Annotated in this window: 20 protein-coding genes; 3 read left to right on the top strand and 17 right to left on the bottom strand. The window is 57.3% G+C overall.

Translation table 11 applies throughout. The annotated features are described in order from the left end of the window. Positions 1-246: 246 nt before the first annotated feature. From lpdA to BC440_RS18715, 8 genes are all read right to left on the bottom strand, one after another. Complete coding sequence (gene lpdA / locus BC440_RS18750) at positions 247-1,653, bottom strand: dihydrolipoyl dehydrogenase (RefSeq protein ID WP_007089208.1); 1,407 nt, start codon at positions 1,651-1,653, stop codon at positions 247-249. Between the two features lie 24 nt (positions 1,654-1,677). Next, on the bottom strand, positions 1,678-2,934 hold the full coding sequence (gene odhB, locus BC440_RS18745) for a 2-oxoglutarate dehydrogenase complex dihydrolipoyllysine-residue succinyltransferase (protein WP_071240914.1): 1,257 nt from the start codon (positions 2,932-2,934) through the stop codon (positions 1,678-1,680). Between the two features lie 105 nt (positions 2,935-3,039). After that, positions 3,040-5,952 carry a 2-oxoglutarate dehydrogenase E1 component gene (locus tag BC440_RS18740; RefSeq protein ID WP_071240913.1) on the bottom strand — a complete coding sequence of 971 codons (2,913 nt, stop codon included), beginning with the start codon at positions 5,950-5,952 and terminating at the stop codon, positions 3,040-3,042. A 69-nt stretch (positions 5,953-6,021) separates the two neighbouring features. After that, a complete protein-coding gene (sucD, locus tag BC440_RS18735) occupies positions 6,022-6,897 on the bottom strand; it encodes a succinate--CoA ligase subunit alpha (protein WP_007089205.1) in 876 nt (291 codons plus the stop codon). Between the two features lie 2 nt (positions 6,898-6,899). Then, positions 6,900-8,129: an ADP-forming succinate--CoA ligase subunit beta gene (sucC, locus tag BC440_RS18730; protein WP_223305232.1), complete on the bottom strand. Its 1,230-nt coding sequence runs from the start codon at positions 8,127-8,129 to the stop codon at positions 6,900-6,902. Positions 8,130-8,267: 138 nt separating this feature from the next. After that, the gene (gene mdh, locus BC440_RS18725) at positions 8,268-9,218 is read right to left on the bottom strand and encodes a malate dehydrogenase (RefSeq protein ID WP_007089203.1); all 951 of its coding nucleotides are present in this window, start codon (positions 9,216-9,218) and stop codon (positions 8,268-8,270) included. 598 nt (positions 9,219-9,816) lie between these two features. After that, the gene (gene zapE / locus BC440_RS18720; RefSeq protein ID WP_071240912.1) at positions 9,817-10,941 is read right to left on the bottom strand and encodes a cell division protein ZapE; all 1,125 of its coding nucleotides are present in this window, start codon (positions 10,939-10,941) and stop codon (positions 9,817-9,819) included. 111 nt (positions 10,942-11,052) lie between these two features. Next, positions 11,053-12,042 (bottom strand): zinc transporter ZntB, encoded by a 990-nt coding sequence (locus BC440_RS18715; RefSeq protein ID WP_007089200.1) that lies wholly within the window; start codon positions 12,040-12,042, stop codon positions 11,053-11,055. Between the two features lie 199 nt (positions 12,043-12,241). Here BC440_RS18715 and BC440_RS18710 point away from each other — a divergent pair, with 199 nt between their 5' ends. Then, positions 12,242-14,788, top strand: a complete 2,547-nt coding sequence (locus BC440_RS18710; protein WP_071240911.1) for a DUF3772 domain-containing protein — start codon at positions 12,242-12,244, stop codon at positions 14,786-14,788. 18 nt (positions 14,789-14,806) lie between these two features. Here BC440_RS18710 and BC440_RS18705 read toward each other — a convergent pair whose 3' ends face one another. The 3 genes from BC440_RS18705 to nadA form a co-directional block, all read right to left on the bottom strand. Then, positions 14,807-15,214, bottom strand: coding sequence for an NUDIX domain-containing protein (locus tag BC440_RS18705; RefSeq protein WP_083379434.1), 408 nt, complete (start codon positions 15,212-15,214; stop codon positions 14,807-14,809). Positions 15,215-15,229: 15 nt separating this feature from the next. Beyond that, positions 15,230-16,081 carry a carboxylating nicotinate-nucleotide diphosphorylase gene (nadC, locus tag BC440_RS18700; RefSeq protein ID WP_210766374.1) on the bottom strand — a complete coding sequence of 284 codons (852 nt, stop codon included), beginning with the start codon at positions 16,079-16,081 and terminating at the stop codon, positions 15,230-15,232. Positions 16,082-16,152: 71 nt separating this feature from the next. Next, positions 16,153-17,175 carry a quinolinate synthase NadA gene (nadA, locus tag BC440_RS18695; protein WP_007089196.1) on the bottom strand — a complete coding sequence of 341 codons (1,023 nt, stop codon included), beginning with the start codon at positions 17,173-17,175 and terminating at the stop codon, positions 16,153-16,155. 290 nt (positions 17,176-17,465) lie between these two features. On the opposite strand from nadA, the gene BC440_RS18690 reads away from it, so the two are divergent. Next, positions 17,466-17,690 carry a hypothetical protein gene (locus BC440_RS18690; RefSeq protein WP_063093706.1) on the top strand — a complete coding sequence of 75 codons (225 nt, stop codon included), beginning with the start codon at positions 17,466-17,468 and terminating at the stop codon, positions 17,688-17,690. A gap of 418 nt (positions 17,691-18,108) precedes the next feature. Beyond that, complete coding sequence (locus tag BC440_RS18685; RefSeq protein ID WP_007089193.1) at positions 18,109-18,435, top strand: hypothetical protein; 327 nt, start codon at positions 18,109-18,111, stop codon at positions 18,433-18,435. Between the two features lie 49 nt (positions 18,436-18,484). On the opposite strand, the gene BC440_RS18680 is transcribed toward BC440_RS18685, so the two are convergent. The 6 genes from BC440_RS18680 to BC440_RS18655 all read right to left on the bottom strand — a co-directional run bounded on the left by BC440_RS18680 (position 18,485) and on the right by BC440_RS18655 (position 23,226). Continuing rightward, entirely contained in the window at positions 18,485-19,882 is a 1,398-nt protein-coding gene (locus BC440_RS18680) for a glutamine synthetase family protein (protein WP_247643604.1), read from the bottom strand. A gap of 33 nt (positions 19,883-19,915) precedes the next feature. Next, positions 19,916-20,407, bottom strand: coding sequence for a class I SAM-dependent methyltransferase (locus BC440_RS18675; protein ID WP_071240908.1), 492 nt, complete (start codon positions 20,405-20,407; stop codon positions 19,916-19,918). 100 nt (positions 20,408-20,507) lie between these two features. After that, positions 20,508-21,113 (bottom strand): glutathione S-transferase N-terminal domain-containing protein, encoded by a 606-nt coding sequence (locus BC440_RS18670; RefSeq protein ID WP_071240907.1) that lies wholly within the window; start codon positions 21,111-21,113, stop codon positions 20,508-20,510. 108 nt (positions 21,114-21,221) lie between these two features. Then, on the bottom strand, positions 21,222-21,515 hold the full coding sequence (locus BC440_RS18665; protein ID WP_071240906.1) for a YrhK family protein: 294 nt from the start codon (positions 21,513-21,515) through the stop codon (positions 21,222-21,224). Between the two features lie 80 nt (positions 21,516-21,595). Beyond that, positions 21,596-22,558: a tyrosine recombinase XerC gene (locus BC440_RS18660; protein ID WP_083379433.1), complete on the bottom strand. Its 963-nt coding sequence runs from the start codon at positions 22,556-22,558 to the stop codon at positions 21,596-21,598. Beyond that, positions 22,537-23,226: a DUF484 family protein gene (locus tag BC440_RS18655; protein WP_071240933.1), complete on the bottom strand. Its 690-nt coding sequence runs from the start codon at positions 23,224-23,226 to the stop codon at positions 22,537-22,539. Before BC440_RS18655 ends, BC440_RS18660 begins: the two co-directional genes overlap by 22 nt. Positions 23,227-23,313: the final 87 nt, after the last annotated feature.

Genomic DNA, 23,313 nt, shown 5'->3' with positions numbered 1-23,313 from the left:
CAGAAAGAACTTCAAAACCCCTGCCGAGCTATTCTCTGAGCAGGTCAAACATGTTGCACTTCAAGTGTGAGTCCATCTTTCCGCCTGCGCGGGAATGACGTTGGGGAAGTTGCGGGGGACGGTTAAGAGGGCGGGCTGGCAAAGGGGGGTGCGGGTTTAGGCGGTGGGGAGCCTGAAAGCCGCGTAAAACAAAACGGCCGCCCCATTGGAGCGGCCGTTTGAATGATCGGGTTGCCCTGATCGGGATTACATGTGGATCGCGCGTTTGTCGGCGTCCAGGGCGGCTTCCTTGACGGATTCGCCAAGGGCCGGGTGGGCGTGGCAGGTGCGTGCAATGTCTTCGGCAGAGGCGCCGTATTCCATCGCCAGCACAACCTCGGCAATCAGATCGCCAGCCGCCGGGCCGACAATATGTGCGCCGACGACGCGGTGGGTTTTCTTGTCTTCGAGGATTTTAACGAAGCCCTCGGTGCTTTCCATTGCCTTGGCGCGACCGTTGGCAGTGAAGGGGAATTTGCCGACCTTGTAGTCAACGCCTTCTTCCTTGAGCTGCTCTTCGGTTTTGCCAACGGCGGCAACTTCGGGCCAGGTGTAAACAACACCCGGGACCTTGCCGTAATCGACATGGCCTTCTTCGCCCGCGAGCATTTCGGCCAGCGCAACACCGTCTTCTTCGGCCTTGTGGGCCAGCATCGGACCGATGATGGCGTCCCCAATGGCAAAGATGCCCTGCACGTTGGTCTGGAAATGTTCGTCGGTTTTAACGCGACCGCGATCATCAAGTTCGACGCCGACCTTATCAAGGCCAAGGCCCTTGACGAACGGACGGCGGCCAATGGCGACCAGAACGACGTCGGCCTTGACTTCCTCGGCATCGCCGCCCTTGGACGGTTCAACCGTGAGCGTCACGCCAGACTTGCCGGTTTTCGCACCGGTAACCTTGTGGCCCAGTTTGAATTCAAGGCCCTGTTTGGCAAAGATGCGCTGGGTCTGTTTGACCAGTTCGCCGTCCATGCCCGGCAGGATGCGATCAAGATATTCGATCACGGTGACTTCGGAACCAAGGCGACGCCAGACCGAACCGAGTTCGAGACCGATCACGCCCGCCCCGATGACAACCATCTTTTTCGGCACTTTCGGGAGCACCAGACCACCGGTCGAGGAGACGATGTTTTTCTCGTCAATCTCGACACCCGGCAGCGGGGTGACTTCCGAACCCGTGGCGATCACGATGTTCTTGGCATTCAGGGTTTCTTCGCCGCCGTCCAGAAGGGCAACCTTGACCGAGGTCGGCGAGGTGATTTCGCCAGCACCCTTGACATAGGTGACCTTGTTCTTCTTGAACAGGAATTCAATGCCCTTGACATTGCTGTCAACGACCTTGTCCTTGCGGGCCATCATCTTTTCGAGATTGACCTTCGGCTTGGAGACTTCGATGCCATGGGTATCGAAATGTTCCGTCGCTTCCTCGAACAGGTGGGAGGAATGAAGCAGGGCCTTGGACGGGATGCAGCCCACATTGAGGCAGGTCCCGCCAAGGGTGCCGCGTTTTTCAACGCAGGCAACCTTGAGACCAAGCTGTGCGGCGCGGATGGCGCAAACATAACCGCCAGGACCGCCACCGATCACGACAACGTCGTAGTTCTCAGCCATGAGTTCTTTGATCCTTTTGTCTGATCAGATGTCGAGCAGGATGCGTTCCGGGTTCTCGATGCATTCCTTGACGCGTACCAGGAAGGAAACGGCTTCGCGGCCGTCAATGATACGGTGGTCATAGGACAGTGCCAGATACATCATCGGACGGATTTCGACCTTGCCGTCGATGGCGACCGGGCGCATCTGGGTTTTGTGCATGCCGAGGATACCGGACTGCGGCGCATTCAGGATCGGGGATGACAGAAGGGAGCCAAACACGCCACCATTCGAGATGGTGAACGAGCCGCCGGTCATTTCATCCATGCCCAGTTTGCCGTCACGTGCACGTTTGCCGAAATCGACAATGGTGCTTTCGAGGTCGGCAAAGGTTTTCTTTTCAGCCGAACGGATGACCGGAACAACCAGACCCTGCGGGGTGCCAACGGCAACGCCGATATCGCAGTAGTTCTTGTAGATGAAGCTGTTGCCATCAATCTCGGCATTGACCGCCGGCCATTCATTCAGTGCGGTGGTGCAGGCCTTGATGAAGAAGGACATGAAGCCGAGCTTCACGCCGTGTTTCTTTTCAAAGCCGTCCTTGTACTGGTTACGGCAAGCCAGAAGGTTGGTCATGTCCACTTCGTTATAAGTGGTCAGCATGGCCGCGGTGTTCTGGGCTTCTTTCAGGCGGCGCGCGATGGTCTGGCGCAGCTTGGACATTTTGACGCGTTCTTCGCCTTCGCGCAGTTCGCGTTCCGGCTTCGGTGCAGCAGGGGCGCTCGGCGCGGCAGCCGCCGCGCGCGGCGCCGATCCACCATTTTCGAGGAAGTTCAGAACGTCGCCCTTGGTCAGGCGGCCGTCTTTGCCCGATGCCGGAATTTTCGACGGATCGAGATTTTTGTCTTCGACCAGTTTGCGAACGGCAGGCGGCAGCGGATGATCGGCATTGGCCGAGGTCGAAGCAGCCGGTGCGCTTGCTGCCGGGGCAGCCGCCGGTTTGGCTTCTTCTTTTTTCGGCTCTTCTTTTTTCGGTTCTTCCTTGGCCGGAGCAGAGCCTTCGGCACCTTCCTTGATCATGGCGATCAGGGCGCCGACTTCGACTTCGTCACCTTCCTGGGCGACCAGTTCGGCAATCGCACCGGCGACCGGTGCGTTGACTTCGACGGTGACCTTGTCGGTTTCAAGTTCGACAATCGGTTCATCGGCTGCAACTGCATCACCGACTTTTTTGTACCATTTCGCAATTGTTGCTTCGGTAACAGACTCGCCCAGCGTGGGAACTTTAACTTCAGTCGCCATTTTTTCCTCGACCGTTTTTTCAATCAGACAGTTTGGGCCTGCCCGAATACGAATGAATTCTGAATGTGCGGGTCGAACGGGCGGTTTCCCGCCCGTCCGATAAAGTTATTTTACGCTCAGCGCGGCATCGACCAGTTCGGCCTGTTCGCGCAGGTGAGCCTTGAGCAAGCCCGTTGCCGGGGACGCGGCAGCCTTGCGACCGACATAGATCGGGCGACCGGCCTTGTGTTTGATCTCGGACAGCACGCCTTCGATACGACGATCGACGAAGTACCAGGACCCCATGTTTTCGGGTTCTTCCTGACACCAGACCACGTCGGCATTCGGATATTTGGCAAGTTCTTCTGCCAGTTCCTTGGCCGGCCACGGATAGAGCTGTTCGACGCGCACCAGGGCGACATCGTCAATCCCGCGGTTTTCGCGTTCAGCGAGCAGATCGTAATAGACCTTGCCCGCCGACAGGACGACGCGTTTGACCTTTTTGGCATCGGTCAGCTTGCCGGTTTCGCTGATCACTGATTTGAAGACGGTCCCCGGTCCGAATTCGGACAGCGGCGAGACCGCCTGTTTGTGACGCAGAAGCGATTTCGGCGTCATCAGGATCAGAGGCTTGCGGAACGAACGGCGGATCTGGCGGCGCAGGATGTGGTAATAGTTTGCAGGGGTCGTGACGTTGGCCACCTGCATGTTGTTTTCACCACAAAGCTGCAGATACCGTTCCAGACGGGCGGAACTGTGTTCCGGGCCCTGACCTTCGTAACCGTGCGGCAACAGCATCACCAGACCCGACATGCGCAGCCATTTGGCTTCGCCCGAGCTGATGAACTGGTCAATGATGACCTGTGCACCGTTGGCAAAATCACCGAACTGGGCTTCCCACAGAACCAGCGAATGCGGTTCGGCAAGGGTGATGCCATATTCGAAGCCCAGAACACCGGCTTCGGACAGGGGCGAGTTGAGGACTTCAAGCTCGGCCTGGCCGGTACGGATGTTGTTGAGCGGGGTGTATTTTGCCTCGTTGGTCTGATCGACCAGTTTTGCGTGACGCTGCGAGAAGGTGCCGCGCTGGCAATCCTGACCGGACAGACGCACAGGTGTGCCTTCGCACATCAGGGTGCCGAAGGCGAGGGCTTCACCGGTTGCCCAGTCGATGCCTTCGCCGGTTTCGAACATCTTGGCCTTGGCCTTGAGCTGGCGCAGGATTTTCTTGTTGATGTCATAGTCGCTGGGCGGGGTCGAAAGCGCCCGGCCAACTTCCTGCAACAAGTCGTTTTCCACACCGGTCTGACCGGTCCAGTCCGCATCTTCGCCGTGCGAGGAGGCGAGGCCCGACCATTTGCCTTCGAGCCAGTCTGCCTTGTTCGGGCGATAGGCTTCGGAGGCCTTGAATTCGTCGTCAAGGTGGCTCTGGAATTTCTGATCCAGTTCCTTGACGCGTTCTTCGGTCAGAAGACCTTCCTTGACCAGCTTCTGGGCGTAGATGTCCTTGGTGGTCGGGTGTTTGCCGATCACGTCATACATCTTGGGCTGGGTGAAGGCCGGTTCGTCGCTTTCGTTGTGGCCAAAGCGGCGATAGCAGAACATGTCGATGACAACGTCCTGTTTGAATTCCTGACGGAATTCGGTCGCGATGCGTGCGGCGTGAACCACGGCTTCTGGGTCGTCACCATTGACATGGATGATCGGCGCCTGAACGACCTTGGCAATATCCGAGCAGTAAGGCGAAGAACGGCTATCGGACGGCTTGGTGGTGAAACCGATCTGGTTGTTGACGACAAAGTGGATCGTACCGCCGGTACGATAGCCTTTGAGGTGCGACAGATCGAAGGTTTCAGCGACAAGACCCTGACCGGCAAAGGCCGCATCCCCGTGAAGGAGGATACCCATGACCTGTTCGCGTGCGGTGTCCTTGCGCTGTGCCTGTTTGGCGCGGACCTTGCCCAGAACGACGGTGTTTACCGCTTCGAGGTGGGACGGGTTCGCGGTCAGCGACAGGTGAACAACGTTGCCGTCAAATTCGCGGTCAGCGGATGTGCCAAGGTGATATTTGACGTCACCCGAGCCCATCACGTCGTCCGGCTTGGACGGGTTGCCCATGAATTCCGAGAAGATCGCCTGGAACGGTTTGTTCAGAACGTTGGCCAGAACGTTCAGACGACCACGGTGCGGCATGCCGAACACGACCTCGCGGATGCCAAGCTGGCTGCCGCGTTTGAGGATCTGTTCAAGGGCCGGCATCAGGGCTTCGCCACCGTCGATGCCGAAACGCTTGGTGCCGACATATTTGGTGTGCAGATAGTTTTCGAAACCTTCGGCTTCGACCAGACGTTCAAGGATGGCTTCCTTGCCGCGTGCGGTAAACTGTGTCTGGTTGCCGATGCTTTCGACGCGCTGCTGAATCCAGGATTTCTGTTCAGGTTCCTGGATATGCATGAATTCGATGCCGATCGAGCCGCAATAGGTTTTGCGGGCCAACGATACGATCTGACGAACGGTCGCGGTTTCAAGGCCAAGAACATTGGCGATGTAGATCGGGCGATCCATGTCGGCTTCGGTGAAGCCATAGGTTTTCGGATCGAGTTCCGGGTGCGGATCGCGCGGGGCAAGGCCCAGCGGATCAAGATTCGCTTCGAGATGGCCGCGCACGCGATAGGAGCGGATCAGCATCAGGGCGCGAATCGAATCATGTGCCGCGGCACGGATGGCGTCGGAGCTGACCGGCGCGGTCTGTTGTGCGGCGTGGGCCGCCGGTGCGTAACCGCCATTGGCGGGACGTTCGGCGTGACCCTGTGAGACGTCGTAACCTTCCATACCGCCAACAACCTTGGTTTCCCGCGGCTGCCAGCTGGGTCCCTGCATTTCGGCAAGGAGATCGGAGGCGTCGTCCTGCAACCCGTCAAAAAACTCGGCCCAGCTCTGATCAACCGCAGTTGGGTTGCTCTGATACCGGGCATAAAGTTCAGCGATGTAGGTTGCGTTCGACTCGTTCAGAATCGTGTCGATATCTTGAGGTTTCATTTGTGGTCTTGGAAGGCATGGTCCCGAAAGAGACCACGCCTCCCCCTGCCTTTCCTCTGACTACCCTGATTACCCGTTCAAAGCCTTGAGCATGGTCGAGCCAAGGCTTGCCGGGGAATCGGCAACAAGAATACCAGCGCTGCGCATTGCTTCCATTTTCGCATCCGCAGTGCCCTTACCGCCGGAGATGATCGCACCGGCATGGCCCATGCGTTTACCCGGAGGTGCGGTGACACCGGCAATGAAGCCGGCAACCGGCTTTTTGACTTTGGAAGCCTGCAGGAATTCGCATGCTTCTTCTTCGGCGGAACCACCGATTTCACCGATCATGATGATGCCCTGGGTTTCAGGGTCATTCAGGAACAGTTCAAGGCAATCGATGAAGTTGGTGCCGTTGACCGGGTCACCACCGATACCGATACAGGTCGACTGACCCAGCCCTGCGGCGGTGGTCTGTGCGACTGCTTCGTAGGTCAGCGTACCGGAACGTGAAACGATACCGATTTTGCCGCGACGGTGAATGTGGCCCGGCATGATGCCGATCTTGCATTCGTCCGGCGTGATGACACCCGGGCAGTTCGGACCGACCAGACGGGTTTTCGAACCCGAAAGGGCGCGCTTGACGCGAACCATGTCTGCAACCGGAATGCCTTCGGTGATGCAGACAGCCAGTTCGACCTTGGCGTCGATGGCCTCTAAGATCGCATCAGCCGCGAAGGGCGGCGGAACATAGATCACCGATGCATTGGCACCGGTCACATGGACTGCTTCGTCAACGGTGTTGAAGACCGGCAGGTCAAGGTGCTTGGTGCCGCCTTTACCCGGGGTTACGCCGCCAACCATTTTGGTGCCATAGGCAATTGCCTGTTCGCTGTGGAAGGTACCCTGCGAACCGGTGAAACCCTGGCAGATAACTTTGGTGTTTTTATCGACGAGAACAGCCATAGTTACGCGGCCTCCTTCACAGCTTTGACCACCTTTTCGGCGGCATCGGCAAGGTTATCGGCCGAAACAATCGGCAGACCCGATTCTTCGAGGATTTTCTTGCCAAGTTCGACATTCGTGCCTTCGAGGCGAACGACCAGCGGAACGTTCAGGCTGACTTCGCGGGCTGCTGCCACAACGCCGTCTGCGATCACGTCACAACGCATGATGCCGCCAAAGATGTTGACCAGGATGCCTTCGACATTCGGATCAGACAGGATCAGTTTGAACGCGGTCGTAACGCGTTCCTTGGTGGCCCCGCCGCCAACGTCGAGGAAGTTTGCCGGTGCGCCGCCATAAAGCTTGATGATGTCCATGGTTGCCATGGCAAGGCCAGCGCCGTTGACCATGCAGCCGATGGTGCCATCGAGCTTGATGTAGTTGAGGCTGTGTTTTGCAGCTTCGAGCTCGGCCGGGTTTTCTTCGTCTTCGTCGCGCAGTTCTTCGATGTCCGGATGACGGAACAGCGCGTTGTCGTCGAAGTTCATTTTGCAATCGAGCGCGATGATGTCGCCATCACCGGTGACGACCAGCGGGTTGATTTCAACCATCGCCGCATCGGTTTCGAGGAAGCAGTTATACATGGCGGTCATGAATTTGACGGCCTTGGAAACCTGTTTGCCTTCGAGACCCAGTGCGAATGCCAGTTTGCGACCATGGAAGCCCGAGAAACCGGCAGCCGGATCGATGTCAACGGTGACGATCTTTTCCGGGGTTGCTTCGGCAACTTCTTCGATGTCCATGCCGCCTTCGGTGGAGGCCATGAAGATCACGCGCGAAGTGGCACGGTCAACAAGCAGCGAAAGATAAAGTTCGCGTGCGATGTCGCAGCCTTCTTCGATATAGACGCGTTTGACTTCCTTGCCATCCGGGCCGGTCTGGTGGGTGACCAGGGTCGCGCCGAGCATCTGACCGGCATTGGTGCCGACTTCCTCGACGCTTTTGACGACGCGAACGCCGCCCTTGTCGCCAGCGGTTGCTTCCTTGAAGGTGCCTTTACCGCGGCCGCCTGCATGGATCTGTGATTTCACCACGTAAACCGGGCCAGCCAGGGACTGGGCCGCTTCGGTGGCTTCCGCAGCGGTGTATGCAACCTTGCCGTTCGGCACGGTCACACCGTATTTGCGAAGAATTTCTTTCGCCTGGTACTCATGAATATTCATGTTCGGTCGCTTTCTTGCCTTCCGTACGATTTCCTGTGGGTCAGAAATCGTGGTTTCAATGTCCCTGCTTCATAACGGGACGTTGTTGCGAGGCCCGCGTTCATTGACGTTATAATAACGACAATGAATGAAAAACGGGCCGGTCACTGACCAGCCCGCTTCGCGATCTTAGAGCATGCCCTTGGCAGCTTCGACGAGGCCGCGAACAGCGTTCACGGAGTTGTCGAAGTTTGCCTTTTCGGACTCGTCGAGGTTGATTTCGACGATGCGTTCAACACCGCCAGCGCCCAGAACGACCGGGACGCCGACATACAGGCCGTCAACGCCGTATTCGCCGCTAAGGTAAGCAGCAACCGGCATGACGCGTTTCTGGTCTTTCAGGTAGCTTTCGGCCATCGCGATTGCCGAAGCAGCCGGGGCGTAGAAAGCGGAACCGGTTTTCAGAAGAGCGACGATTTCAGCACCACCGTCACGGGTGCGCTGAACGATCTGGTCGATCTTTTCCTGGGTGGTCCAGCCCATTTTGATCAGGTCGGGAACCGGGATACCGGCAACGGTCGAATAACGGATCGACGGGACCATGGTATCGCCGTGACCGCCCAGAACGAAGGCGGTGACATCCTTGACCGATACATTGAATTCTTCGGCGAGGAAGTAACGGAAGCGGGCAGAGTCCAGAACGCCAGCCATGCCGACAACTTTTTTCGGATCGAAGCCGGTTGCCTGCTGCATCACCCAGACCATCGCATCAAGCGGGTTGGTGATGACGATGACGAATGCGTCCGGGGCATGTTCCTTGATGCCCTGACCAACCTGGGTCATGACCTTGGTATTGATGCCGATGAGGTCATCACGGCTCATACCGGGTTTGCGGGCCACACCGGCAGTCACGATAACGACATCAGCGCCTGCGATGTCCTTATAGTCACTGGTGCCCTTGAGGTCGGCATCAAACATGTCGACGGGGGAGGATTCAGCAATGTCGAGAGACTTGCCCTGTGGCATGCCATCAACGATGTCGAAAAGGACGACGTCGCCAAGCTCTTTCAGGCCGACGAGGTGGGCCAGAGTACCACCAATATTGCCGGCACCGACGAGCGCGATCTTGTTGCGGGCCATTCCGTTACCTTCTTCCCTATTGCGCTTCCGAGGCGTCGAAACTCAACTTGGGAGCGCGATTGAAAATTTAAACCTGCGAACGCGAAAGAATCGTTCGTAAACACCGAGTGTCGTAAACTGATTCGGCCGCTTTTACAAGGGGAAACGCCGCTGTTTTCACGAGGAAAACCGCCGGTTCCCGGTTTGTTGCAACTATTGTCTAAACGCTTAAAAACCAATCATGTTGCAGATGCGAATAAATGCAAATCGGCAGCAAAACCAAAGCCTGTTTGCGCCTTGGCGCTGCCTAAAGGAAAGGCAGGTCGCGCTTTTGCCGCGAATTGATGCGCATGATCTTATCTTTTGACGTCCAGCCTTGCAGGAAACGGCCATCTGCCATGCGGCAGGCGGTGCATGAGGAAATCGTGCTTCAGGCAGATTCTGCATTTTTGCAAAGACAAATGCGCGCCAGACGCAAGAATCGGCATGCCAACCCGCACCTGCTGGTGATTTTTTGTGCCATCATTGAACCCGTGCGGGTGGAGTCGTTTTTGAGGCGTTCAAATTCGCCCGGACCAGACGGGCATCAGATAGGGCGTCAGATGGGGCAGCAGACCGATCAGGTCAGATGCGGCATGTCGAGATATTCCTGGCTGCGCATTTCGGTCATGCGCGACACGGTGCGCTGAAATTCAAACGAATAATCGCCGTCGGTATAGATTTCCGACGGATCGCATTCAATCGCACAGATCAGCTTGGTTTTATGTTCATACATCGCATCGATGAGGGTTCCGAACCGTTTGGCCCAATCACGGCGCGAGTCCGGCAGTTTCGGGATCAGGTCGATGACGATGGTATGGAAATGGGTGGCAATCGCGATGTAATCGCCCGGTCCGAGCGGCTTGGTGCAAAGTTCATCAAAGGTAAAGCGCGCCACACCGGCCCCGGCGGCGGAAATTTCGATCTTGCGGCCCTTGTTGGTCAGGCTGTCGGGGGCGACACGTGCGCCTTCGGTGACGGTTGCGAACATTTCATCGATCTTGGCTTTCGCATCCGGTCTCGCCGGGAACAGGAAGACATCGGCCGCGGTCAGATTGCGCATGCGGTAATCGGTCGGGCTGGCGAGTTCGAGCACATCAAGTTTCTGTTTGATCATGTCGATGAAGGGCAGGAAGTTCTGACGTTGCAGGCCGTCTTTGTAAAGATCATCGGGCATGCGGTTGGATGTGGTGACAATCACCACGCCATGATCAAAAAGCTGTTCGAACAGGCGGCCCAGAATCATCGCATCGGTGATGTCGGTGACCTGCATTTCATCAAAGCATAAAAGCCACGCATCATTGGCCAGATCCTTGGCAATCGGGGGGATCGGGTCGGCGTCGTCCTTTGATTTGGTTTTGCGGAAACGGTGCATGCGATCATGCACATCCTGCATGAAATCGTGGAAATGCACCCGGCGTTTGCGATCCACGGCAACGGTTTCGTAAAACAGGTCCATCAGCATCGATTTGCCGCGCCCGACTTCGCCGTAAATATAGAGCCCTTGCGGCGGTTCGGGTTCCTCGCGACGGCGCGTCAGGCCAAACCGTTCGCGCCAGCCGCCCGACCCGGTGTGGGGTTCGTAATGGTTCAGCGCCTTGAACAGGCTTTGCAGTTTTTCGGCACAGAGTTCCTGCATGGGATCATGGGACAGTTCGCCCGCGGTGATTTTCGCGCGGTAACGTGAAAGCGGGCCGTCGGTCATCAAGGATCTCGTCATGCAGTGAAAAGGAATAAGGAGGCAATGTCATAGCGCCAAGCTGCTTTGCAATGCAACATGCTGATGTGACATAGGTGTTTATGCCGTGTTTTGGAATCAGATCAGGCGCATCTTTTTAAACAGCCAGATTTCAAACAGGACAATCCCGGCCAGAATGATCGAAACGCCCAGAAAGCCAAACGGGCTTTCGGCGGCGGGAATTCCGCCGACATTGATGCCCAGAAGCCCGGTGACGAAACTGATCGGCAGGAACAGACCGGCGATCACGGTCAGCCAGTACATGGTGCGGTTCATGCGTTCGGTTTCCAGCGCCATCATGTTTTCATTGACGATCTGGATGCGTTCGCGAAGGGAGTCAAATTCTTCGACCAGACGGATGGTTTTATCGGTCAGCGTGCGTGCGCGGCGTTTATAGCGTTTATCAAGCCAGGCGGTTTTATGTTCGACATATTGCGCCAGCGCATCGCGTTGCGGGGACAGGTGGCGGCGCAGACGCAAAAGCTGATTGCGGACATCCGAACAGCGCCGACGCAGCGGCAGGGTTTTGTTTTCAGGCGTGCCTTCCTGATCGTCTTCGATGGTGTCGACTTCGTCTTCAAGGCCAAGCACGACATTGTCGACGCGAAATACCAGCCGTTCGGCGACGGTGAGGACGAAATCATCGGGATTGCGCGGCGCGTTATTCTGCGCAATCGCGGCCCGGATATCATCAAACGCCTTCAGCGACCGGTTGCGCAGCGTAATCACCAGATTGCCCGATACCCAGAAGCGGGCCGAAATCATATCGGCCGGATCATTTTCGGCGTTCAGATTGACGCCCCGCAAATTCATCGAATAGCCATGATCATAAAAGAAGACCGATGGCCGGGTGCCGCGCGTGGACAGGTTATCGGCGATGGTGGGATCAAGTCCGACAATGTCGATCAGCCAGCGCCGAACGCCATCGGCCATCCAGTCGAGATGCACCCAGAGAAATTCATGTTCACCGGTTTGGGGAAGGTTTTTGCTGATGTCCTGCCATTCAAGGGGCGTTCCGTTGCCGTCGCTATCGAGTTTAAAAGCATTGATCAGGGCGGATGAAGGCATGTGGGGCTCCGTCTGGTGCTTGAAGACAGGTTGGGGCCGGTCCGGGAACGAAACGGGACGTGATTCGTTATCGACGACAGTGTAACCTGTTTGCAAATCAGGAAAAACGGGTTTTGGGCATTCGCCCGCCAGAGGTCAGTATGGAATATCTATCATGACGACAGTTCGACCGATTGTAGTGTGGATTATGGCGACAATAATGTCCGCCATCCTGATCAGTGGCGGCGCATATGCGCAGGACAAGACACAGGAAAATCCCCAGAAGATCGAACTGGATCAAAGCCAGAAACTGATATCTGGCTGGAATGACGGTCTTGATGACATTGATGCGGCCCTGTCGGACGGTGAAGCCAGCGGGCGGTTGTTAAATGAAAGCCGGGCCCAGGTCGAAAAGATCACCGAGGGCAGTGCGACATTGCAGTCAAGTGCGGCGGAGCGTCTGAACCGCCTGAATGCCGCCCTTGGCAAACTGGGCGAACCGCCCGCTGAAGGCCAAAGTGAAGTCCCCGCGGTTGCCGCCGAACGATCCCGTCTTAACGATGCCATTGCCGAGATCAGCGGCGTGATCAAGCAGGTTGAACTGGTTGATTTCCGTGCGACCGAGGTTTCCGACCATCTGGCGCGGATTTCGCGCGAACGGTTTACGCGGCGTATTCTGGGCCGGGTTGACGTGCCGTGGGACGGCGAAACCTGGGGCCAGGTATGGTCGGGCGCGATTGAGCTGCCCGACATGGTGCGCAGCCGCTATGCCGATCTTGATCTTGAAGGCCAGATTGGCGACGAGCTGGCAGAGGTCGCGCCGGGGCTGGTGTTGCTGGCGTTTATCGTGATGGCCGCCCTGATCGGAGGCGAGGTCGCGGTGCTGCGCTGGCTGCCGGAAAGATGGCAGCATGTGCCAAAGGAAGACCGGGTTTCATTGATATCGGGGACGCGGTTCCTGTTTACGGCGATGGTGCCGGGTATCGCACTTGTCATTGCCTATCAGATCGTTAATCGACAGCCCGACCTTCTGGCCGGAAGCATGGGCGATTTCATCTATCAGTGCTTTGCAGCCCTTTTGTTCCTGCTGTTTGTCGGGGCGGCGATCCGCAGTATTTATTCCCCGTTCCTGCCGGGGATGCGGCGTGCGGGCACAACCGCGACCGGGGCGCGAGTTGTCGGGCTTTTATCGTTGCTGGCGGCGGTGATTTACGCATCCGATCTGGTGCTGCTGCAGGGTGCGACCACGCTTGGCACGTCGCTTGAAATCGCGCTGGTGCAAAGTGTTTCCAACGTTTTCCTGATTTCGGTCATTCTGTTTGTCTGTTCGCTTGGCGTGTTCTGGGAACATGGCGAACCGGACCGGCACGAATTATGGGCCAAGGTCGAAAGACGGTCGCGCCGCGGATTGCGGATCGTGGCGGTCCTGCTGCCGGTGCTGACGCTTCTGGGCTATGTGGCGCTCGCACGGTTCATCCTTGAAAACCTGATGACCGGGCTTGCGTTTATCACCAGTTACTGGCTGTTGCGCGGCTATGCGCGCGCCCTTGTGCATACCTATCTGGTGAAACCGGCGGCACCCGATGATGACGGGGCCAGTGATGCGGTGCATGGCACGCTTTATTTCTGGCTGCGTGTGACGATTGATGTCGTGATGTTTTCGGTTGCCGTGCCGCTGGCGGTGCTGATCTTTACCGACATTGCGTGGGCGGATTTGCTTGATGCCGCCGAAAAGGCGTTTATCGGGATACAGGTGGGCGGGATCAATTTCTCGCTCCGTGCCATTCTGATCGCGATTTTGCTGTTCCTTGCGGTTCTGGGCGTCATGCGGTTTTTCCAGCGGATGCTCAATACGCGCGTTCTGCCCAACACCAAGCTTGACGAAGGTTTGCAGCATTCGGTTTCGGCGATTTTCGGCTATGCCGGGATTTGCCTTGCGGTGTTGCTGGCGATTTCGGCGGCGGGGATGGATTTGTCCAACCTTGCGATCATTGCCGGTGCGATTTCGGTCGGTATCGGTTTTGGCATGCAAAGTATCGTCAGTAACTTTGTGTCGGGCCTGATCCTTCTGATCGAACGGCCGATCAAGGTGGGGGACTGGATCGTGGTCGGGGCCGATCAGGGGCTGGTCAAGGATATCAGGGTGCGCGCGACCGAGATCGAAACCTTTGACCGGTCATCGGTGGTGATCCCGAACTCCGAACTGATTTCGAACCGGGTGATGAACTGGACGCTGAAAGATCGCAGCGGGCGGGGGATCATCAAGATCGGGGTTTCGTATGGATCGGATGCCAACAAGGTGCGTGAAATCCTGCTGGAGATCGCCGATAAGCGCCGCGAGATTCTCAGCTATCCGGCCCCACAGGTGGTGTTTATCGATTTCGGGGCCAGCTCGCTTGATTTCGAATTGCGCTATTTCCTGCGCGATATCGGTGATGTTCTTTCGGTGGGCAGTGCGGTGCGGTTCGAAATTCTTGAACGGTTCCGGGCCGAGGGTGTTGAAATTCCGTTCCCGCAGCAGGATGTGCATTTCCGCGATATCGACAGACTGGCCGACGCCATCCGCGATGCCGGGCATGGCAATGCCAAGCCGGTGATCGAGGCGAAGGATGATATCGCGGAGCCGAGCGCCGAAACAGGTGATGGCGAGGGCACCGACCCGGCCACACCGCCATCGACCGCCAAGGATGAAAACCGCGACAGGGATGCGGCTGCGCGCAGTATCCCCGATGCCGGGGGGGATGCGGACGGGGATGGGCCGCGTTAAGCAGGTAATCGGGCGGTATTAAATATCGAAAAGCGCAGCCGTGATCTTTTGGCCCATCGGGGCCATCAGGTGGCGGTCGCGTTGCGAGAGCCAGCGCATTTCGGCGATTTCGCGCGACGGGGTCAATGTGCCGGTAAAGCGTGCGGCGAAGCATTGCATGCGGACAATAACCCCAGATGGCTGGTTATGGCCGCGACCGGCATGGATGCCCAGCGGGCGGATGGATTTTTCGATCAGCGTCACGCCGAGTTCTTCGCGGATTTCACGGATCAGGGCTTCGATGGCGGTTTCGTCCGCATCGATCTTGCCACCGGGCAGGTAAAACCGGTCCCGTCCGTGGCTTCTTACCGACAGGACTTTGCCGCCATCACGGAAAATCCAGTTGGCGGTTTCGACAATCCTTGGGGCTGGTCTGATAGCGTTCATCTTGATCTGCCCCGATCAGAGGATGGCGACATCCAGCCCGATATCGACCGCCGGGGCCGATTGGGTGATGCGCCCGACCGAGACATAATCAACCCCGGTGGCGGCAATCGCGCCAATGGTTTGCAGGTTCACACCGCCGGATGCCTCTGTCTTGCAGCGGCCCGCCACAATCGCAACCGCCTGGCGCAGCATATCGGGGCCCATGTTATCAAGCAGGATGATGTCGGCACCGGCATCGGTGGCTTCACGGACCTGATCGAGCGTATCGCATTCGACTTCGATTTTCGGCAGGTTGGCCGCACGGGCGGATTTCACGCATTCGGTGATCGAGCCGACAACGCCGATATGGTTATCCTTGATCATAACCCCGTCATACAGACCCATGCGGTGGTTCTGTGCACCGCCCATGCGGGTGGCGTATTTTTCCATTTTGCGCCAGCCCGGAAGGGTTTTGCGGGTATCAAGCAATTTGGCCGTCGTATTGCCCATCGCCGCGACATAGCTGCGTGTGGTGGTGGCAATGCCAGACAGATGTTGCAGGGTATTGAGTGCGGTGCGTTCCGCGGTCAGGATGCCGCGTGCATTGCCTTCGACCACGGCCAGCACGTCCTTGGCGGCAATCGCATCGCCGTCTTCGCACTGTTTGGTGATTTTGGCATCGGGGACCAGTTTGCGGAAACATTCAAGGGCGATATCCAGACCGGCGACCACAATATCCTCGCGCGTTTCAAGCGCGACGCGCAGGCGCGCATCGGCGGGAATGACATTGTCCGATGTGATGTCACCGGGGCCGATATCCTCGGCAAAGGCGCGGTCGATGAATTCGGAAATTTCAGCCTGGGTCAGGACGGTCATGGTGGGGCGCATCTTTTTGGGGGAGGGGGATGGAAAACAGCCCCGCGAAACGAGATTTCTGCGGGGCTGTTGATAAGGTCGAATTAGGCCGCGTTTTCTTTTTTCAGCGGAATGCCCTTTGACATTTCCAGCATCCGTTCAAGCGGTTTGACCGCAGCAACACGCAAATCTTCGGGCATGATGATCTGCGGGCCGTTATTGACCAGACACAGATAAAGCTTTTCAAGTGTGTTCAGTTCCATGAACGGGCAGTTATTGCACGCACATGACCCATCGGCACCGGGCACGGGAATGAATTCCTTGTGCGGGGCGGCTTTTTCCATCTGATGGATGATGTGGGGTTCGGTCGCGATCAGGTATTTCTGATCCGGGCCGTTGATCACATATTCCAGAATGGCGCGGGTCGATCCGATGTGATCGGCATGTTTGAGAATGCCGTCATGGCATTCCGGGTGGGCGGCGATTTTGGCATCCGGATTCTGGGTTTTAAGGCGGATCAATTCGCGTTCGGAAAACTGTTCATGCACGATGCATGAGCCGTTCCACAGCGTCATGTCACGGCCGGTTTTTTTTGCAAGGTACGTGCCAAGGTGACGGTCCGGTGCCCACAGGATCGGTTTATCAAGCGGGATCTGATCGATGATTTCAGCCGCGTTCGACGAGGTCACGATGATATCGGAGGCGGCCTTTACCTCGGCCGAGCAGTTGATATAGGTGACCGACACGTGATCGGGATGCTGTTCGCGGAATTTGCGGAACGGTTCGGGCTGGCACGAATCTTCGAGCGAGCAGCCGGCCTTTGAATCGGGCAGCAGCACGGTTTTGTTCGGGCTGAGGATTTTGGCGACCTCGGCCATGAAACGCACACCGCAGAACACGATGACATCGGCATCGGTTTCGGCGGCCTTGCGCGACAGATCAAGGCTGTCACCGACAAAGTCGGCCAGATCCTGAATTTCTCCGTCCTGATAATAATGGGCCAGAATGATCGCGTTTTTCTCTTTCTTGAGGCGGGCGATTTCCGCTTCAAGATCAAGGGTCGGATCAATCTGCATTTCAGACATTGCGCCGGGCGCGGCCTCGGCGATGGTGGCAATCTGGTTCATGGCGTCGTCTCATCTCGCCTGTTGCAAGCCGGAGATAAGCAGCGGGTCCCGGCATTGCAAGTTAATGACAGTTTGAAACCTCAATATCGCCATTGGGCCGGGATGGCAAGGAATTGGGCGGTGACGGTGATCTTTGTTGAAGGGCACTTCACCGTAATATAACCGCCCGGCCTATAATCGCGGGGCAGCCGCGACCTGCTGCTACATATCTGCGTTGCAGAACGGGAAGTGTGCATTTGTCCGGGATGGGGGCATAACACGCGCAGCTGATGCAGATGAGAGTCTTTGATATGGATTGGGTCCCTATAGCCTTTGGTACGTTCAAGGGTGTCGCGTTGGGCACGGGCATGTTCTTTGCCATCAAGTGGCATTACGATCAGGGAAAGAAGATCGGCAGGCGGAAGGTGCTGATTGCGACTGCCAAGATGGTGGCAATCTTCGTGTTGGCGGTTCTGGTCCTTGGGCTCGTTACCTTCGGGCTTGGCAATATGCTTGGTCTGGATCTGAGTTACTGACAGCATCACCTGTCCGGTCCGGACAATGGCCCCGTCTGACGGTGATGGGGAATGCCAGATAAAGAACCGGATAAATAAATCGCAAAAGACTATCGGGGAACTGCGCGCCGGATCATTTTCGGGCGATGGTTTTCTGTGCCGATTCCATGATGACGTAAAAATAAAAATAAGTTCGTTGTAAAATATCGAAATCGATTCATATAAGTAAAAATCGGCGGGATATTTTCGCGATTTACCAGAATCGCAAATTTTATTTGTTCAAAAACTCATCGGATATTTTTGGGGCGTTGATTTTTTGAAGAATAAAATCCGTTTCCGCGTGCCTGCATACACCTGAAATAAACTGCGGTTATTTGGCGACGGGATTGATTCCTGTCGTTTTTCTTAACCAATGCGCATCTGCGCGCTAGGAGCTATTTTGACAAACCGTACCACATCGAAAATCCTGAATTTCGCGCGGCCGTTCAGTCTGCGCGGTCTGGCAGAAGTGCTGCCCGCCGGGGCCTATAAGGTGATTACCGAAGAATCGCTTCCGGAAAACGTGACCTATCCGACCTATCAGTGGGTTTCGACCAAGATGCACCTGCATGCCAATGCGGACCGTGCGGGCGATATCCGCATGATGAATGTTGATCCGCGTGATCTTGAAGTCGCCCATCTGCGCGATCAGAAAATGATGGATTCCCGCCCGCGGGTGGCGTTTTCAGCGCACAAATCAAACAACCGCGCCAAACGCGTCTTCTGATTCTGGTCCCCGGTCAGGAAAGCCTGACCGGTAAACCGCCCCGCATCAATCAGACCGAAAACCCGTAATATTCCCATTCCGCCGCACTGACCTTGAGTACCATATGTTCGTATTCTGCCTGCTTTATGCGGGTGAAGGCGGTGTGGAAGCGTTCGCCCAGTGTGCGTTTGTTGAAATCGGACGCACCGAAGCGGTCAATGGCGTCTAGCCAATGGCGCGGCAGGTCGTTCGGGGCTTTGTCATGGCCGATTTCATCGGTGCTTGGTTTGCCGGGATCGGTTTTGTGTTCGATGCCGTCAAGGGCCGCCCCAAGGGTTACGGCGGCGACGAGATAGGGATTGGCATCAACGCCCGCGATGCGGTGTTCGAAATGCCGCGTCTTGCCCGGTGTGCCGGGCACACGCAGCGCCACGGTGCGGTTTTCAACACCCCAGTCATCGGATGCCGGGGAATACATGGCGGACGCAAATCTGCGCCATGAATTCATGAAGGGGGCCAGGATCAGCATGGTTTCGCCAATCGTGCCGCGAATGCCGCCGATGGCGTTGAGCATAAGGGGGCTCAAGCTCCCGTCCGCCTGATCGGCAAACAGGTTATTGCCGTTTTCGTCCGCCAGTGACAGATGCAGATGCATGCCAGAACCGGCTTCGTTGCCGAACGGTTTGGGCATAAAGACGGCTTCCATCCCGAAACGGCGTGCGCAGGTGCGGATCAGGCGTTTGGCGATGATGACGTCATCAGCAGCCCGCATCAGATCGCGATAGCGGATGGTCATTTCATACTGGCCCGGACCATATTCGGAAATCAGGGTTTCAAGCGTCAGATCAAGATGCTTCGCCCCTTCGTACACCGCATCAAACAGCGGCGACATTTCATCGATTTCATCGACCGACATGGTGTTGCGAAGGGGTGACCGGCGTTTGGTCATGGCGTAGGATGCCGGGTGATAAAGCCCGCCCGCGTCGGCATCGCGGTCCACCAGATAAAATTCCAGTTCGAACGCGCCCATTGGGGCAAAGCCAAGGGCATTGGCGCGGTTGACCTGAGTGAGGAACACATTGCGCGGATCGACATCGTGCGGGGTTGCGTCCTCGTTATACATGCTGATCAGAAGCTGCCCCCGGCCCGTGTGGGGCAGATAGCCAAGTGTTCCGGGTACTGGCCAGCAACGACCATCGCCGCCACCGCCGGTCTGCACCAGACCGCAATCATCAACATCCTCGCCCGTGACGTCCTGCCCGAAGATCGAGGTCGGCAATCCGCGCCCGGATTTATAGATGCCTTCAAGCTCGTGACGGCGGATCATCTTGCCGCGTCCGATGCCGTGAAAATCGGTCAGGATGATGTCGATGGCCTCGACATCGGGGTATTTGGCAAGGAATGCCTCGGCCTCGGACATATTGGAGCCGCTGGGGGATGAGGGGGCAGGGGCGTTGGTGCTGGACACGGGTGGAATTCCTGATGGGGGGCGGTTTTGGTTTTAGCCCTGATAACGGCGGAAGAAATAGCGATCCTGCGGGACGCCTTCGGGGAGCGGTTCGGCGATGGTGCCGGGCACGTCGATTTTCTGATCGGAGGCGACAATCGCGCCCTTGATCAGGGCCGCAGGCAGGGTTTTGCCGATGAAAGAGGCGATTTTGGCGTTGAGCGCCTCGTCCCCCGTTCCGACATCGGAATGGACGAGGGCGACCTTGCCAGCGAAGCGTTCAACCGCCATTGGCAGGGTTTCGAAAATGTCACCCAGAAACAGGTGATCGTCATCGGGGATGCATTTCGGGTGGGCGGCGATCTGGCGGTCAAAGACAAAGATTTCGCGATCCGGCATGATTTCACGCAAATGATCGAAGGTGCGGCCATTGCCAAGCCCGATTTCAAGAACAATACCGTCATGGTCCTTGATCATTTCGGCGGCGGCATTCAGGCAGTCGCGCTGGGCCTGCAGGCGGCGGATGACGCTGTTAAGGCGGGACATTTATTCTTGTTCTCCGGGCGGTGAGGGTGAAATCGCGATATCATCCGAAAGCGGCCCGGTGCAAGGTGGTTAACCCGCACCGGGGGCTTTGAACGGGGTGTCAGCCTTTGAAAATCGTGGCGTCAAAGGCCGGGACGCGGGCACGGAAGGCATCGAGCCATGTGACGAGGGCGGCGTAAGTTTCGCGCCATTTGCCATCAAAGCGCAGATCAAGATAACCCAGCGCACAGGCAACCGCGACATGGCCGATGGTCAGGTCACCGGCAAGCGACGGCGGGTTGGCGTCAAGGTGATCCATGGCGCGTTTGACCTTGTCCGACTGATAGGAAAGCCAGTCGGCGGAGCGTTTTTCTTCGGGGCGCATGCGGTGTTCGTAGACCTGCAGGATCGAGGCATCGATGATGCCATCGCCAAGCGCCTGAAGGGTCAATGCCTCCCACCGGGCGTCGCTTTCGGTCGGGTGCAGGGTGATGCCATCGACCTGTGCGTCAAGATATTCGCAGATCACGCGGCTATCGAAAATCTTGCGGCCATCATCAAGGATCAGGATCGGAATTTTACCCAGCGGGTTCTGTTTGCGCAGGGTGTCTTCCGGATCATTGGTATTGGACATTTCGATGGTGAGCTGATCGTAAATGCCAAGAATTTTGGCGACGATTTTGACCTTGCGGCCGAAGGGTGACGGGTCGCTGGAGCGCAGGATCATGGGGTTCCTCCGATGAATTTCAACAAGTTGCCCGCAGTGTAAGGGGGAAATGCCGTTTCGAAGAACCCCAAATTTCGCGATTGTGGAAATCCTGCCGGGAAAGGGGCATCAGCCCCGGCGGTAATCAGGGGAATTGCCGGGCTCCATGACGGCTTCGCCCAACCGGGCAAGATGCAGTTCACGCGCCAGCCGGATCGATGGCCGCAGGGCAAAACACACCGACCCGATGATGAAAAGCCAAGTTCCGGCCTTCATCAGGTCATCATAGAGGAACATGATGCTGCCGATGGTAAACAGCACCGCAGCCAGCCAGTCGACCGAGGTATAGGCGATTTCATAGGCGCTATAGACCTGGCGGTGGCGTGAGGATGCGTCAAAGCGGCGGCTTCGGAAAAGCTTCATGGCGGACTCCCGTTTATGATGGGTTGCTTTGTCCGTAACGCATGAAGGCGGTAAACGTTCTTGAGAGATGTAGCGGAAGATCAACGCCGCGCACGGGGATGGGTCCCCTGATAGACGGCCATCAGGCGTTCGGTATCGACCGAGGTATAGCGTTGGGTGGTCGAGAGCGAGGCGTGGCCGAGCAGATCCTGAATGGTGCGCAGATCACCGCCACCGGCCAGAAGGTGGGTGGCAAAGGAATGGCGCATGGCGTGCGGGGTCGCGGTATCGGGCAGGTTCAGGAGGCCGCGAATTTTGCGCATTTCGCGTTGCGCGACCTGTGCGACCAGCCGCCCGCCACGTGCACCGACGAATAGCGGTTCATTGCCGTTCGGGGCATAGGGACAGGTGTGGACATAATCCTCGATCGCGTCGCGCACGATCGGCAGGACCGGGACAAGGCGCTGTTTGTTGCCCTTGCCGGTGATGACCATCGAATCGCCCGTCGGGCGTTGATTGGCGTTAAGGTCCAGTGCTTCGGATATGCGCAACCCGCAGCCATAAAGCAGGGTGAACAGGGCGAGGTTGCGTTTGGCAAGCCACGGTTCATCCTGCCACGCGCCGGCATTATCAAGGACGGCGATGGCATCCTGCGGGCTAAGCGGTTTGGGGACCGATTGCGGCAGTTTCGGATTGCGGATCGAATTGACCGCAGCATTTTGCCCGCGTCCGGTGCGATCCAGGAAGCGATAGAAATTGCGCAGTGATGATAGGGCGCGCGCGGTCGAGCTTTTGGCCATGCCATCCATGCTGCGCCGGGCAAGCCAGCTTCGGAAGTCGCGCGGGTTTAATTGCAGAAGAACGGTAATATCGGGTGTGTCGCCCTTATGCCCCCGGACAAAACCAAGGAAGGAATAGAGATCGGCGAGATAATTTTCGGTGGTGTGATCGGAGGCGCGCCGTTCGGCGGAAAGCCATTGCCGCCAGTCGGCAATGGCATCGCGCACATCTTCGGGCAGGGTCAGGGCCATAAGCCCCTTATTCATTGCGCCGGTGTCAGCCATCGACGCACACCAAATTCGATCACGGAGGCGAGGAACATGATCAGGTCATGAGCCTGTGCCGGGCTGAAATAATCGGGTTCGGCGACGCCAAAGGCGACAATCCCGACCGGATCGCCATAAAAGGGTGCGACGCGGACAATGGCGGCGGAGCGGATATTATCGGCCTGCGGGCCAAAAATCGCCTCGTCCCCGGCATTGTCGGGCAGAAGCCAGACATCGTTTTCTTCGCCCAGAACCTGATCAACCGCACCGGCGGTCAGACGACGGACACGACCGCCGCAACGCGGCACCGTGGCGTCTTCGCTTTCTTCAAAGCACAATGCGATGGCGTCAAGATCAAGCAGTTCGGGCACAAGGTCCTGAAGGGCTTCGACGAAAACCTCGAACCCGCGGGCATTCAGAAGCGCCAGAACCGCACGATGGATGCGGCTTTGGGTTTCGAGGTTGGATTTGGAGATATTGATCAGTTCGCTTGTGGCGCCGCGCAGCTTTTCGCGTTCATCACGCAGGCGGGTGACGACATATTGCTGCATGTCGGCAATGCCTGAGCCCAGTTCGCGCACCGGCATGTCGAGGCTGTCAAGCAGGTCCGGCCGGTTGGCAAAAAAGTCGGGATGTTCGGCGAGGTAGGCCGCGACGTCGTCGGCGCGCAATGCTGTCTTTTCCATCTGATCCGGTAATTTGCAGTGAAACGAAAAACCCGGCAGCCACAATGCGGGCTGCCGGGTTAAATGCGTGTTAAGGACCGGTGATAA

This window comes from Thalassospira sp. MIT1004 (assembly GCF_001858545.1).
Taxonomy (GTDB): Bacteria; Pseudomonadota; Alphaproteobacteria; order Rhodospirillales; family Thalassospiraceae; genus Thalassospira; species Thalassospira xiamenensis.
The sequence above is the reverse complement of the archived record's forward strand: the minus strand, read 5'-3'. Positions and strand labels throughout refer to the sequence as shown.

Coding starts and splice junctions, on each gene's coding strand:
- BC440_RS18675 (WP_071240908.1), bottom strand. CDS start 20,407: ATGTCCCGCCTTAACAGCGTCATCCGCCGCCTGCAGGCCCAGCGCGAC.
- BC440_RS18740 (WP_071240913.1), bottom strand. CDS start 5,952: ATGAAACCTCAAGATATCGACACGATTCTGAACGAGTCGAACGCAACC.
- BC440_RS18665 (WP_071240906.1), bottom strand. CDS start 21,515: ATGAAGCTTTTCCGAAGCCGCCGCTTTGACGCATCCTCACGCCACCGC.
- BC440_RS18670 (WP_071240907.1), bottom strand. CDS start 21,113: ATGATCCTGCGCTCCAGCGACCCGTCACCCTTCGGCCGCAAGGTCAAA.
- BC440_RS18690 (WP_063093706.1), top strand. CDS start 17,466: ATGGATTGGGTCCCTATAGCCTTTGGTACGTTCAAGGGTGTCGCGTTG.
- sucD (WP_007089205.1), bottom strand. CDS start 6,897: ATGGCTGTTCTCGTCGATAAAAACACCAAAGTTATCTGCCAGGGTTTC.
- BC440_RS18705 (WP_083379434.1), bottom strand. CDS start 15,214: ATGAACGCTATCAGACCAGCCCCAAGGATTGTCGAAACCGCCAACTGG.
- nadC (WP_210766374.1), bottom strand. CDS start 16,081: ATGCGCCCCACCATGACCGTCCTGACCCAGGCTGAAATTTCCGAATTC.
- BC440_RS18710 (WP_071240911.1), top strand. CDS start 12,242: ATGTCCGCCATCCTGATCAGTGGCGGCGCATATGCGCAGGACAAGACA.
- odhB (WP_071240914.1), bottom strand. CDS start 2,934: ATGGCGACTGAAGTTAAAGTTCCCACGCTGGGCGAGTCTGTTACCGAA.
- BC440_RS18655 (WP_071240933.1), bottom strand. CDS start 23,226: ATGGAAAAGACAGCATTGCGCGCCGACGACGTCGCGGCCTACCTCGCC.
- BC440_RS18715 (WP_007089200.1), bottom strand. CDS start 12,042: ATGCCTTCATCCGCCCTGATCAATGCTTTTAAACTCGATAGCGACGGC.
- mdh (WP_007089203.1), bottom strand. CDS start 9,218: ATGGCCCGCAACAAGATCGCGCTCGTCGGTGCCGGCAATATTGGTGGT.
- zapE (WP_071240912.1), bottom strand. CDS start 10,941: ATGACCGACGGCCCGCTTTCACGTTACCGCGCGAAAATCACCGCGGGC.
- lpdA (WP_007089208.1), bottom strand. CDS start 1,653: ATGGCTGAGAACTACGACGTTGTCGTGATCGGTGGCGGTCCTGGCGGT.
- BC440_RS18660 (WP_083379433.1), bottom strand. CDS start 22,558: ATGGCTGACACCGGCGCAATGAATAAGGGGCTTATGGCCCTGACCCTG.
- nadA (WP_007089196.1), bottom strand. CDS start 17,175: ATGAACCAGATTGCCACCATCGCCGAGGCCGCGCCCGGCGCAATGTCT.